This is a genomic window from Saccharopolyspora antimicrobica (genome assembly GCF_003635025.1).
Classification (GTDB): domain Bacteria; phylum Actinomycetota; class Actinomycetes; order Mycobacteriales; family Pseudonocardiaceae; genus Saccharopolyspora; species Saccharopolyspora antimicrobica.
In genome coordinates this window covers 4,102,211-4,114,728 of the sequence record NZ_RBXX01000002.1, presented here as the reverse complement: position 1 = coordinate 4,114,728, position 12,518 = coordinate 4,102,211, and the positions used below count along the sequence as shown (strand labels likewise).

Here is a 12,518-nt window from a genome sequence, read left to right as displayed (position 1 = left end):
TCATCTCGCGTGGCGGTGCGGGTAGCGGAGCCTCAGCGCCCGCCCGGCCTCCGGGTGCCCGGCCTCATGCGAGCGGCTGGGCTGCCCTCGTCAGGCGGGCGCTGAGAACCCGCGGCAGTGCGAGCTGCGGGCGTACTCACCGAGAGAGCAAGCGGCTCGCGCACCGCAAGATCAGTTGATCTCGCGGATGCGGCCCCAGAACGTCGGCTCGTCCGAATCCGACTCGGTCAACAGGCCTCGGCGGTTCGCCCAGCGCTCGAACCACACCGTGGCCAGCGGCGGCACCGACGCGACCAGCGCGAGCACCAGCACGCCGAACCGCCAGCGCAGCGGGCTGAACACGACCAGGCAGACCACCACGTAGGCGGTGAAGATCGCCCCGTGGATCCAGCCCATCACGGTCACGCCGAGCGGCATGTCCAGGCCGTACTTGAACGCCATCGCCACCAGCAGTCCCACCCACGAGAACGCCTCGGCGATCGCCACCAACCGGAACCACCCGGCATAAGTCCGCGGCACGTCGACCCCACTTCCGTCTAGACCGGCACTTCACCCGAGTGTGCCGGGTGATGCGGCTCACCCCACCGCCGGTCCGTTATGACCGGGTCTGCTCATCGACCCAGGACAGGTACTCCGGGTTCCCGCCGACGATCGGGGTCGCGATGATCTCCGGCACCTCGTAGCCGTGCTCGGCCTTCAAATGCGCGACGAGCGCGGGCAGCCGGTCGGCGGAGGTCTTGATCTGCAACTGCCACTCGGGATCGTCCTGCGCCGCGCCCTCCCACACGTAGAAGCTGCGGATCGGCACGACCTGCACGCAGGCGCCCAGCGCGGCCTCGACGATGCCCCGGGCCAGCGAGGCGGCGGATTCCTCGGAGTCGGTGGTGGTCACGACCTGCACATGATCAGCCATTTGCCCAGCGTAGCGGCGCCTCGTGACAGGAAGGTTCCCATGCTCCCAGTCGTGTCGGCCCGGTGCGAGCATGGGAACTTTCGTGTCATCCAGCGGTCAGCGGCGGGCTCCGCGCAGCAGGTTGGCCTCGGTGCTCAGGTAGTTGTCGCGGTAGTCGAACCGCGGGGTGTCGGAGAAGAGCAGCCAGTAGTACTTCATCTGCTCCGACCACCAGTAGCCCGGGCAGCTGTCCTCTTGGGACGGTGGCTTCGCGGTCACGTCGGTGAGGCCGGCGAAGCCGTAGTTCGTCTTCGAGGTCCGGAGCATGTTGTCGTAGTGGGTCTTCGCCCGCTCCCGGAAGATCTCGTCGCCGGTGGCCAGCCACAGCATCAGGGCCGCGTCGGCGAACTCGGGGCGCAGCGCGTTGCCCGGGTCGGCGGCCGACATCGTGGCGTAGTCGAGGGAGTTCGGGAGGACCCCGAACTTCTCCTGCGCGGTGTTGAACGCGTCGTGGTAGGCGCGTCCTTCGCCGATCCGGCCGGATTCGGCGAGCAGACCGGCGTAGAACCCGGCCAGCACGCTCTGCTCGCGGCTGAGCACCTCTCCGGTGAAGGCGTCGACCTGCGGGAACCACAGCAGGCCGTCGCGGCGTTCGGCCTGGTGGGCGAGGATCGCGTCGGTGAGCGTGTCGTACCACCGGCGGAGATCTTCGTCGCCGAACAGCGCGTACCCGTCCCACAGGTACTCGTAGTAGGAGTCGCCGGGCGGACCGACGGTGGCCTGGCGGTTGCGCCACTCCCCCGTTTCGGCGTGGATGTCGTGCGGCAGCAGGCCGAGCTCGGTGCGCTTGTCGTGGACCACGCGCATGGCACGCTTGGCCAGGTCGTAGTAGCGGCGGTCGCCGGTCCACTCCGACAGCACGCCGAACTCGGCGATGTAGGTGCCGACCTCGACGATGTTGGTCTCGGGACGGCTGACCTCACCGGTCGCCAGGTTCACGTAGCGGTAGGGCAGCCCGGTCGGCGATTCGGTGAACGCGGGCAGCAGCCGGTCGGCGACGTCGACGGCCAGTTCCAGCAGCCGGGGCGCGCCGGTGCAGTGGTAGGCCGCCGCGAGACCGCCGACCATGCGGATGTTGGTCTCGAAGACCTGGAACGGCGCGTCGACGTCGAAGCTCAGGTTGTCCTCGATCCACCGCACCGCCAGCGCCACTTCGGCATCGGCTTCCATCAGCCACAGCGTGTCGACGGCTTCGACCAGGCTGAGCCCGATGGAGTGCCCCTGGACGAAGAAGTCCTCGCGGCCGCCGGAGATCGGCTTGATGTGGTCGGCGCCCAGCGCGCGGTCGACGTAGTGCTGCCACGCCCAGAGGTATTCGCGGCGCACGGATTCGGCGGCGGGCTTCCAGTTCCGGCTCGCCGACGCCGCCGCCGGGCCTGCCGCCAGCAGTCCGCCCGCGACGGCCGCCCCGCCCATCAGCCGCAGAACGGTTCTCCGGGACACGCCTCCGAACATCGCCGCCTCCTCAACTGGACAACCTTGTCAAGCCGCGCGGTTCACCGTTGCGGTCCGCGTCGGCGCGGTCAATGCGGACAGCCGTTCTTGTCCGGTTTCGACACGGCGCGATGCCGATCAGCTGCGCGCACTGCCGCCGTCCGCCGCCTTGACCCGGGTGTCTCGGATGCGAGCAAGGGAACCTTCCTGTCACCGCCGCGGCCCTGACCTGAAGCATGGGAACCTTCCTGTCATTCCTGGCGCCGCGACGCCCGGAGCGGGTGGAGCATGGGAACCTTCCTGTCACCCCACCCGACGGATTGGGCCGATCGGTTGCCGTTGCGGGGCCGGGTGGCAGCAATGGCGCGCGGCGGCATTGACAGCGGGTTCCGCGGTGGGGTGCAATGCCGCTCGCCATGACAACGTTGTCTGACTCCGGGAACGTCCGGCGCGCCACCATGAGCGACGTGGCGCGGCTGGCCGGTGTGAGCATCAAGACCGTGTCGCGGGTGGTCAACGCCGAGAGCGGCGTGCACCCGGCCACGGCGGAGCGCGTGCTGTCCGCGATCGACCAGCTGGGGTTCCGGCGCAACCTCAGCGCCCGCAACCTCCGGCGCGGCACCGGGACCGGGACGCTGGGCCTGGTGCTGGAAGATCTCGCGAACCCGTTCTACTCGGTGCTCACCCGCGCGGTGGAGGAAGTCGCGCGGATGCGCGGGAAGCAGGTGCTCACCGGTTCGTCCGATGAGGACCCGGCGCGGGAGCGCGAGCTGGTGCTGGAGTTCTGCGCGCGGCGCGTCGACGGGCTGATCGTCGTTCCCGCCGGTCACCAGCACGGCTACATCGCGCACGAGATCAACGCGGGCACACCGGTGGTGTTCGTGGACCGGCCGCCCGGCAACCTCGACGCCGACGCCGTGCTCATCGACAACTCCGGTGGCACCGCGCTGGCCGCGCAGCACCTGGCTGAGCACGGGCACCGGGAGATCGCCTTCCTCGGCGACGCACCCGAGATCCACACCGCCGCCGAGCGGCTGCGCGGTTTCCGCGAGGGCTGCGCCCGGGCCGGCGTTCCGTTCGAATCCGATCTGGTGCTGATGGGCCCGCACACCGATGAGTCGGTGGCCGAGGCACTGCGCACCACGCTGCGGCGGGCGACCGCGCTGGTCACCGGCAACAACCGGATCACCATCCACGCCCTGCGCGCCCTGGCGGGTCGGCCCGACCGGCCGGCGCTGGTGGGCTTCGACGACTTCGAGCTCGCCGATCTGCTGGATCCGCCGATCACGGTGGTCACCCACGAAACCAGCGCGCTGGGCCGGTCGGCCGCCGAGTTGCTGTTCTCGCGGCTCGACGGCGACCGCACCCCGCCGCGCCGGATCGTCGTCCCCACCCGGCTGCTTGCCCGAGGTTCTGGAGAGGTTGCACGGTGAGTTCTGTCCACGATGATCAGTCGGTGCGGGCGATCGTCCTGCCCGCCAACCAGCCGAAGCAGTTCTACCGCGGTGGCGCGTCCATCGCGGCGCTGCGCGGCGGTGGAGATGATCGCGAGTTCGGCCCGGAGGACTGGGTCGGGTCCACCACGACGCGGTTCGGCCAGCCCGAATCGGGTCTGTCCCGGCTGCCCGACGGGCGCTGGTTGCGCGACGCGGTGCGCGAGGCTCCCGCGCAGTGGCTGGGTCCCGAGCACGTGGCCGCGTTCGGCGACAGCACGGCGCTGCTGGTCAAGCTGCTCGACGCCGGGCAGCGGCTGCCGGTGCACTGCCACCCGTCCGACCAGTTCGCCCAGCAGCACCTGGGTTCGCGGTTCGGCAAGACCGAGGCGTGGATCGTGGTCGGCACGAGCGGGCCGAATCCGGTGGTGTACCTGGGTTTCCGGGACGACGTGGCACCGGAGGTGGTCGAGCACTGGGTGAGCACCCAGGACTCGTCCTCGATGCTGAGCGCGCTCAACGAGATCCCGGTGCGTCCCGGCGACACCGTGCACGTGCCCGCCGGCACGCCGCACGCGATCGGCGAGGGCGTGTTCATCGTCGAGCTGCAGCAGCCGACGGACTTCTCCATCACGTTGGAGTGGCGCGGTTTCCTGAGCGACGCCGAGAGCGCGTTCCTCGGCATGGACCAGCGGACCGCGTTGCAGACGCTCAACCGCAGCGGTTTCGGCGACGAGATGCTCGCTTCGCTGATCAAGCGCACCGCGGACCAGGACGCGGCGCGGGTCGGGCTGCTCGCCGACGACGCCGCGCCGTTCTTCCGGGCCGACCGGCTGCACGGCGCGGTCGAGCTCGAACCCACCTTCGGGGTGCTGATCGTGCTGTCGGGCAGCGGGAAGCTGCGCACGGACAGCGGCAGCGAGCTCGCGCTGCGGCGCGGGAACACCGCGGTGATCCCGCACGCGGCCGGGGCCGCTCAGCTGGAAGGCGATCTCACCCTGGTGCACTGCCGCCCACCCTCCGCCGGGAGCCGGATATGACCGAACCACTGCTGGAAGCCCGCGACCTGGTCAAGCGCTACGGCGGCGTGGAGGCGCTGCGGGGCGCGTCGTTCACCGTCCACCCCGGCGAGGTGGTGGCGCTCGTCGGTGACAACGGGGCCGGCAAGTCCACGCTGGTCAAATGCCTTTCCGGGGTGGAGCAGCCGGATTCCGGGCAGATCCGGGTCGCTGGTGCTCCGGTGGTGCTGGACTCGCCCACCACCGCCCGCGCGCACGGCATCGAAACCGCCTACCAGGACCTCGCGGTCGCCCCGGACCTGGATCCGGCCGCGAACCTGTTCCTGGGCCGGGAACTCCGGCGCCCGGGGCTGCTCGGCAAGCTCGGCATGCTGGACAAGGCCGGGATGCGCGCGCAGGCCGCCGAGCAGTTCGCCAAGTTCGGCGTCTCGCTGCCGGATCTGACGGTGCCGATCGGGTCGCTGTCCGGTGGTCAGCGGCAGAGCGTCGCGGTGGCCAGGTCGGTGGCGTGGGCGGACAAGCTGGTGTTCATGGACGAGCCGACCGCCGCGTTGGGCGTCGTGCAGCGCGAACGCGTGCTGGAGGTGATCCGCCGGGTGCGCGACAACGGCATCGCGGTGGTGCTGATCAGCCACAACATGCCGGAAGTGCTGTCGGTGGCGGACCGGGTCGAGGTGCTGCGGCTCGGCAGCCGGGTGGCGCGGTTCAACGCCGCCGAGGCGACCTTGGAAGACCTCGTCGGTGCGATGACCGGCGCGCTGGCGCAGGAGGACGCGAGCTGATGCCCACCCAGCAGGAGACCCAGAAGTCCACTGTGGAGGAAGCGCCGCGGGGCAAGGGCGTCGGCGCGCGGCTGGCGTCCTCCAACACGCTGTGGACCGGCCTGGTGCTGATCGCGCTGTGCGCGCTGTTCGGCGCGCTGCGCCCGGATGCGTTCCTCACCCTGTTCAACGCGCAGAACCTGCTGGTGCAGGCGGCGCCGCTGCTGATGCTCGCGGTCGGGATGACGTTCGTGATCATCACCTCCGGCATCGACCTGTCGGTGGGTTCGGTGCTGGTGTTCTCCGGTGTCGTCTCCGCGATGACCATGGAGTGGCTCAGCGGCGGTGACGCCACCGACGCGGGCTGGGGCGTGATCGCGATCGGCCTGGTGGTGGCGCTGGTCGGCGGCGCGCTGTGGGGCGTGCTCAACGGGCTGCTCGTCGCGGTGGCCCGCGTGCCCGCGCTGATCGTCACGCTGGGCTCGTTCGGCGCGGCACTCGGTGCCGCGCAGCTGCTCACCAACGGCATCGACGTGCGCACCGTGCCCAGCACGCTGCGCACCACGCTCGGCACCGGGACGTCGTTCGGGATCGTGCCGAACCTGGTGATCCTGGCCGCGCTGGTCACGCTGCTGGCGATCTGGCTGCTGCACACCACGGCCTTCGGCCGTTACACATACGCGATCGGCTCCAACGCCGAAGCGGCCCGGCGCAGCGGGATCAAGGTCACCCGCCATCTCATCGCCGTCTACACCCTGACCGGCGTGCTCGCCGGGCTGGCCGGGTTCATGTCGCTGGCCTACTTCGGCACCACCACGATCAGCGGTCACAGCAACGACAACCTCAACGCCATCGCGGCGGTCGTGCTGGGCGGCACCAGCCTGTTCGGCGGCATCGGCACGGTGCTGGGCAGCGTCATCGGCGTGTTCATCCCTGCGGTGCTCGACGCCGGATTCGTGATGGCCGGAGTCCGGCCGTTCTGGCAGCCGATCGCAGTCGGCGCAGTGCTCGTCGCAGCGGTCTGGCTGGACCAGCGCCGACGACGTGCGCGCAACAACCGCTGAAGTTCTTCGACCAACCGGCACAACGGCGTGTGGAAGGTGATTCGGATGAGAACTCGCAAGACGGTGCTCGCGGTGGGCGCGGCACTGCTGCTGGCGGGCTGCGGGACCGGCCAGATCGGCGACACCGGTGGCGGCCAGACCGACCCGAACAACAAGAACCTGGCGCTGATCACCGGGATGCGCGGCGAACCGTTCTACGTCTCCATCGAGTGCGCGGCGCAGGAGGCGGCCGCCTCGGCCGGCTACCAGCTCAACGTGCAGGCCCCCGAGAAGTTCGAGCAGGCCGAGCAGTCGCAGATCCTGGGCGGCATCGTCAGCACCAAGCCCGGCGCGGTGATCATCGCCCCGACCGACGACAAGGCGCTGGCCGCACCGCTGCAGCAGGCGAAGGCCAACGGCGTCCAGGTAGTCGAGGTCGACACCGCGCTGGAGGACCGCTCGATCGCGGTCACCTCGCTGTCCTCCGACAACTACGCGGGCGGCAGCGTCGCCGCGCAGACCCTGGCCCAGCTGGTCGGCGACAAGCAGGGCTCGGTGCTGGCGCTGAACACCAAGGCCGGCACCTCCACTACCGACGAGCGCGCCAAGGGCTTCGAGGACGAGATCGCCAAGCACCCGAACCTGAAGCTGCTGCCGACCCAGTACACCGAGAACGAGCCGGCGACCGCCGCCCAGATCGTCTCGGCGACCCTGGCCGCCAACCCCGACCTGGTGGGCGTGTTCGGCACCAACCTCAACACCGGCGAGGGAGCGGCGACCGCGCTGTCCAACGCGGGAAAGTCCGGCCAGGTGCAGCTGGTCGGCTTCGACGCCAGCCCCAAGCAGGTCGAGGACCTGCGCAACGGCCGGGTCCAGGCGCTCATCGCGCAGAACCCGGGCAAGATCGGGCAGGAAGGCGTCCAGCGCGCGATCGCGGCGATCAAGGGCGAGCCGGTCGAGCGCGGGACCAAGACCGAGATGATCGCGATCACCCGCGACAACATGGACCAGCGCAGCCAGTACTTCTACAAGTCGCAGTGCTGATCGCGGCCTGAGCCCCGGACCCGGCGTCCGGGGCTTCCGCGCGCTGCGAGGATGGGAACTTTCCTGTCACCGGGGCCGCCCGCGCGCGGTTACCGTGGGGATATGGCTTCCTTCGGTGAAATCCTCCCCGGGCGCAAGTTGAAGCACGAGGGCGACGAGACCGGCATCTCGCAGGGGCACGATCCGGGTGGCCCGCTGGACCTGGAGCGGGGCGTGGTCTACCTGGCGCCGCCCGCGCAGGCCGACTCCGGCGAGCACGACGACACCGGCTCCGAGCGGCGGGATTGATCGGCGTCACAGGCCGGTAGCGGATCTTCACAATCACCCGCGGTGCCCGCATAGCTCCGCTAATGTGCCCCGGGCAGATGAACATCGTTAGCGAAATCGTGGAGCGATGATCACTGCCTGTGCTCTGTCGGAGTGCGTGCCCGTACCCGCGCGGATTTGGAGGAAGGGACGCCGTGCAGCCGGACAAGGTGTTTGGGAATCCCGGTCTCGACCAGGCCGAGGCCGTCGAGGACGGAACCGCCCTGATCGGGAACATGATGCCCGCGGGCGTCAAGGGACCCGTCACCCCGCAGCAGCGGCAGGCGATCGCGCAGCGCATCGGCCAGGACTGGAACCGGATCAGCTCCAGCATCGCCGAGCTGTTCGCCACCGGCGTGCCCAGCGACGATCCCCGCACCCAGCAGGTCGTCGGCGAGCACTGCCGCTGGATCGGCAACTTCTGGACCCCGGACCGGGCCTCCTACCTGCGGCTGGCCGAGATGTACGTGAACCAGCCGAAGTTCCGCCGCCGCATCGAGCGCCGCAAGCCCAAGGGCATGGCCGACTACCTCCGCGAGGCGATGATCACCTACGCCTGGGCCAACCTCCGCTGACCTGCGCTTTCGCGGGTGTGGTGACAGGAAAGTTCCCATCCTCGCAGCGGCCCGGCGCGGGGGTCGGTGACAGGAAAGTTCCCATGCTCGCACCTCCGTCCCGGCTGCGTCGGCGGCTGTCGGGGCGATCCCGTTGAATGGTCGCCATGCGGAGGTGGGTGCTGCACATGGACATGGATGCGTTCTTCGCATCCGTGGAGCAGCTGACCCGTCCCACCATCCGGGGCCGTCCGGTGCTCGTCGGCGGGCTCGGCCCGCGCGGCACCGTGGCCGGTGCCAGCTACGAGGCGCGCGAGTACGGGGCGCGCTCGGCGATGTCGATGGCCGAGGCCCGGCGCCGCTGCCCGGTGGCGGTGGTGCTGCCGCCGCGGTTCCGCGCCTACCAGCTGGTCAGCCAGCGGGTGCTGGGCATCGTGCGGGAGGTGTCCGACGTCGTCGAGCAGGTGTCGGTGGACGAGGCGTTCCTGGAGCCCGCCGAGCTGGCCGACGCGCCGACCGAACGCGTCGAGCACTTCGCCGCCCAGCTGCGCGCCCGGGTGCAGCGCGAGGTCGGGGTCACCGCGTCGATCGGCGCCGGGCCGGGCAAGCAGCTCGCCAAGATCGCTTCCGACCTGGCCAAGCCGGACGGGATGCTGGTGGTGCCCGCCGAGGAGCAGCTGGAGCTGCTGTCCGCGCTACCGGTGCGCAAGATGTGGGGCATCGGCCCGGTGACCGAGTCCAAGCTGCACCGCATCGGGGTGCACACGATCGGTGAGCTCGCCGATCTGCACCTCGGTGATGTGGTTTCGCTGCTGGGGCAGGCGCACGGCACCGAGCTGCACCGGCTCGCGCACGGCATCGACGAGCGGCCGGTGGCGGAGCGGGCCGAGGCCAAGCAGGTCAGCGCCGAGACCACCTTCGACGTCGACATCACCGATCGGGCCGAGCTGCAGTCGGAGGTGCTCGGGGTCGCCGAGTCGGCGCACCGCAGGCTGGTGTCCTCGGGCCGGGCCGCGCGCACGGTGACGATCAAGGTTCGCGACTCCGACTTCACCACCATCAGCCGCGCCGAGACCTTCACCTCGGCGACCAGCGATTTCGGCGCGCTCTCGGCCGCGGCACGGCGGCTGCTGCCGATAGCGGTGCCGCCCGGGACGCCGGTGCGGCTGGTCGGGGTGTCCTACTCGGGGCTGGCGACCTCCGAGCAGGAGCCGCTGTTCGGCAACCCCGCCGACGAGCACGATCCGGCGGAACCCGCGCCGCAGCCGGTGTCCCGGCCGGCCCCGGAGCCGGAGGTGCGGCAGTGGCGGGCCGGTGACGACGTGGCGCACGCGGAGTTCGGGCACGGCTGGGTGCAGGGCGCCGGGCACGGCCGCGTCACGGTGCGGTTCGAGACCGCGGCCACCGGGCGCGGGGTGGCCAAGACGTTCGCCATCGACGACCCGCTGCTGAGCGCGGCGGACCCGGCGGACAGCCTCGGCTGGTGACCTGCAACCGTCCTTGAGCGCGGGCTCGGTCTTTGAAACGCCGGAGGCGTTCAGCCAACCCTCGCAGCTTGCACCGCCGCGAGTAGAACGAGCTCGTAGGAGGTTCAGTCCTGCTGCGGTTTCGGCAGCTGGCGGCGGTAGTGGCCGACCCACTTCTGCGGGGCGATGTCCTGCACCGCTGCCTCCAGGGTCTTCGGCACCCGGCTGAACGGCGGCAGGTGGAAGCGGTAGCGCTCGCCCGGCATGCCGGGCATCGACGCCGGTTCGGTCACCCGCCAGCGCTCCAGCTCCGGGTGTCGCGCGGCGAAGCCCGGGTCGGCAGGGTAGATCTCCAGCGCTTTGCGGCGCTCGGGCGAGACCGGGCGGCGGTTCTCGATCCAGGGCAGCGCACCGATGCCTGCGGCCTTGATCTCGTCCCAGGGCACGCCGAAGACCTGGCCGTAGGTGCGCACGTAGAAGCCGCTGCGGTCGAGCAGGAAGCCGCGGCCGCTGAACATGCCGCGGGAGCCGTTGATGAACCACAGGAAGATCACGCCGAAGACGAGCTGCCAGATCCACAGGCCGACGCTGCTGCCCTTGTTCACCAGCGTCGCCGCGATCAGCACGGTGAACAGCCCGCTGATGCCACCGCCGATGAGCAGGGTCCGGAAGCTGCTGGCGCTGACGTCGACGTCCTGCGCCTCGGCGCCGAGGACGACGGGCCGGTGCCCGGCGCCCAGCTGCACCCGCGTGGCCGGTTCCTGCATCTCGGGGCGCTCCGAGGTGTACCGGGCGGTGCCACGTCCGACGATCTGGCCGGCAGGCACTGTCCGCCGCTCCCGGTTGTCGACCCGATCGGCACGATCCCATCCGCCTGGAAGCCACTTCATGCCGTCCAGGGTAGCCCCGGCCGATCTAGTCGATCATGGTTCCTGGCGGATTTCGGGGTTCTCCTCCGGGAGATCTCAGGGTTCTCGCCAGCGGCGGTGCAGGCCGGCCTCGACCCGCACCGCCGCGCAGAACGAGTTCGTCAGGCCGTCGGCACCTTGAGGATCAGGGCGTCGCCCTGACCGCCGCCGCCGCACAGCGCGGCCGCGCCAGTGCCACCACCGCGGCGCTTGAGCTCCAGCGCCAGGTGCAGCGCCAGTCGCGCGCCGGACATGCCGATCGGGTGGCCGAGGGCGATCGCCCCGCCGTTGACGTTGACCTTCTCCTCGTCGAGGCCCAGCGCGCGGGCGGACACGATGCCCACCGCGGCGAACGCCTCGTTGATCTCCACCAGGTCCAGCTCCGCGGCGTCGATGCCGGCCTTGGCGCAGGCGGCCTTGATCGCGTTGGAGGGCTGCTCGTGCAGGCTGGCGTCCGGGCCGGCGACGACGCCGTGCGCGCCGATCTCGGCGATCCAGCTCAGGCCCAGCTCTTCGGCCTTGGCCTTGCTCATCACCACGACCGCCGCCGCGCCGTCGGAGATCTGCGACGCCGAACCGGCCGTGATGGTGCCGTCGGGGGCGAACGCCGGGCGCAGCTTGGCCAGGGACTCGGCGGTGGTGTCGGGGCGGACGCCCTCGTCGGTGTCGACGACCACCGGGTCGCCCTTGCGGCGCGGCACCTCCACCGGGACGATCTCCTCGGCGAAGATCCCCTTCTCGGCCGCGGCGGCCGCGCGCTGGTGCGAGCGGGCCGAGAACGCGTCCTGCTCCTCGCGGGTCACCGCGTGGCGGGCGTTGTGCTTCTCGGTGGACACACCCATCGCCACCTGGTCGAACGCGCAGAACAGGCCGTCGTAGGCCATGTGGTCGAGCATCTGCACGTCGCCGTACTTGAAGCCCTCGCGAGACCCGGTCAGCAGGTGCGGGGCCTGGGTCATCGACTCCTGCCCGCCCGCCACCACGACGTCGAACTCACCGGCGCGGATCAGCTGGTCGGCCAGCGCGACCGCGTCCAGGCCGGACAGGCACACCTTGTTGATGGTCAGCGCGGGCACGTCCATCGGGATCCCGGCGGCGACCGCGGCCTGCCGCGCGGGGATCTGCCCGGCGCCCGCGGTCAGCACCTGCCCCATGATCGTGTACTGGACCTGGTCGGGGCGGACGCCGGCGCGCTCCAGCGCGGCCTTGATCGCGAAGCCGCCGAGCTGGGCGCCGGAGAAGTCCTTGAGCGACCCCAGCAGTCGCCCCATCGGGGTCCGCGCACCAGCGACGATCACCGAACTGCTCACGACTACCTCCCGGTCTCCGCCACGCCTCGTCGCGCCGCACCACCATCATGACCCGGCGCACACCACCGGGACCATACCCGCGATGGCACCCCGTGCCGCCTGTGACGACTGCCATACGGGTGGCGTGACAGGAAGGTTCCCATGCTCGCACCACCCGCAGCCTGGAGTGCCAGAACGCAGGACGCGCTCGCCCGGCGAGCAGTCCCGCCGGGCGAGCGCGATGGTCCGCGGAACTCATCTGAGGTTCCGCTACCGGCACCGCCACGCAAAACGAGCAAGGAATCAACC

Annotated in this window: 13 protein-coding genes; 8 read left to right on the top strand and 5 right to left on the bottom strand. The window is 70.7% G+C overall.

Annotation, left to right across the window (positions count from 1 at the left end; all coding sequences use genetic code 11):
- Positions 1-171 precede the first annotated feature (171 nt).
- The 3 genes from ATL45_RS20105 to ATL45_RS20095 form a co-directional block, all read right to left on the bottom strand.
- Positions 172-519 (bottom strand): DUF3817 domain-containing protein, encoded by a 348-nt coding sequence (locus ATL45_RS20105; protein WP_246025444.1) that lies wholly within the window; start codon positions 517-519, stop codon positions 172-174.
- Positions 520-595: 76 nt separating this feature from the next.
- Positions 596-913 (bottom strand): divalent-cation tolerance protein CutA, encoded by a 318-nt coding sequence (cutA, locus tag ATL45_RS20100; protein WP_093146770.1) that lies wholly within the window; start codon positions 911-913, stop codon positions 596-598.
- Between the two features lie 96 nt (positions 914-1,009).
- Positions 1,010-2,407: a glycoside hydrolase family 47 protein gene (locus ATL45_RS20095; RefSeq protein WP_093146771.1), complete on the bottom strand. Its 1,398-nt coding sequence runs from the start codon at positions 2,405-2,407 to the stop codon at positions 1,010-1,012.
- A gap of 437 nt (positions 2,408-2,844) precedes the next feature.
- Between ATL45_RS20095 and ATL45_RS20090 the strand changes: the two genes are divergently transcribed.
- The 8 genes from ATL45_RS20090 (at position 2,845) to ATL45_RS20055 (ending at position 10,033) form a co-directional block, all read left to right on the top strand.
- On the top strand, positions 2,845-3,819 hold the full coding sequence (locus ATL45_RS20090; RefSeq protein ID WP_093146772.1) for a LacI family DNA-binding transcriptional regulator: 975 nt from the start codon (positions 2,845-2,847) through the stop codon (positions 3,817-3,819).
- Positions 3,816-4,859 carry a class I mannose-6-phosphate isomerase gene (locus ATL45_RS20085; RefSeq protein WP_246025443.1) on the top strand — a complete coding sequence of 348 codons (1,044 nt, stop codon included), beginning with the start codon at positions 3,816-3,818 and terminating at the stop codon, positions 4,857-4,859. Before ATL45_RS20090 ends, ATL45_RS20085 begins: the two co-directional genes overlap by 4 nt.
- Complete coding sequence (locus ATL45_RS20080) at positions 4,856-5,620, top strand: ATP-binding cassette domain-containing protein (protein WP_093146773.1); 765 nt, start codon at positions 4,856-4,858, stop codon at positions 5,618-5,620. Before ATL45_RS20085 ends, ATL45_RS20080 begins: the two co-directional genes overlap by 4 nt.
- Positions 5,620-6,663 carry an ABC transporter permease gene (locus tag ATL45_RS20075; protein ID WP_093146774.1) on the top strand — a complete coding sequence of 348 codons (1,044 nt, stop codon included), beginning with the start codon at positions 5,620-5,622 and terminating at the stop codon, positions 6,661-6,663. Before ATL45_RS20080 ends, ATL45_RS20075 begins: the two co-directional genes overlap by 1 nt.
- Before the next feature lie 45 nt (positions 6,664-6,708).
- On the top strand, positions 6,709-7,686 hold the full coding sequence (locus tag ATL45_RS20070; protein ID WP_093146775.1) for an ABC transporter substrate-binding protein: 978 nt from the start codon (positions 6,709-6,711) through the stop codon (positions 7,684-7,686).
- 102 nt (positions 7,687-7,788) lie between these two features.
- Entirely contained in the window at positions 7,789-7,974 is a 186-nt protein-coding gene (locus ATL45_RS20065; protein ID WP_093146776.1) for a hypothetical protein, read from the top strand.
- Between the two features lie 173 nt (positions 7,975-8,147).
- Entirely contained in the window at positions 8,148-8,567 is a 420-nt protein-coding gene (locus tag ATL45_RS20060; RefSeq protein ID WP_093146777.1) for a TipAS antibiotic-recognition domain-containing protein, read from the top strand.
- A gap of 146 nt (positions 8,568-8,713) precedes the next feature.
- Entirely contained in the window at positions 8,714-10,033 is a 1,320-nt protein-coding gene (locus ATL45_RS20055; protein WP_093147640.1) for a DNA polymerase IV, read from the top strand.
- Positions 10,034-10,137: 104 nt separating this feature from the next.
- Here ATL45_RS20055 and ATL45_RS20050 read toward each other — a convergent pair whose 3' ends face one another.
- Positions 10,138-10,902, bottom strand: coding sequence for a hypothetical protein (locus ATL45_RS20050; RefSeq protein WP_093146778.1), 765 nt, complete (start codon positions 10,900-10,902; stop codon positions 10,138-10,140).
- Between the two features lie 140 nt (positions 10,903-11,042).
- Positions 11,043-12,230 carry an acetyl-CoA C-acetyltransferase gene (locus ATL45_RS20045; RefSeq protein ID WP_093146779.1) on the bottom strand — a complete coding sequence of 396 codons (1,188 nt, stop codon included), beginning with the start codon at positions 12,228-12,230 and terminating at the stop codon, positions 11,043-11,045.
- Positions 12,231-12,518: the final 288 nt, after the last annotated feature.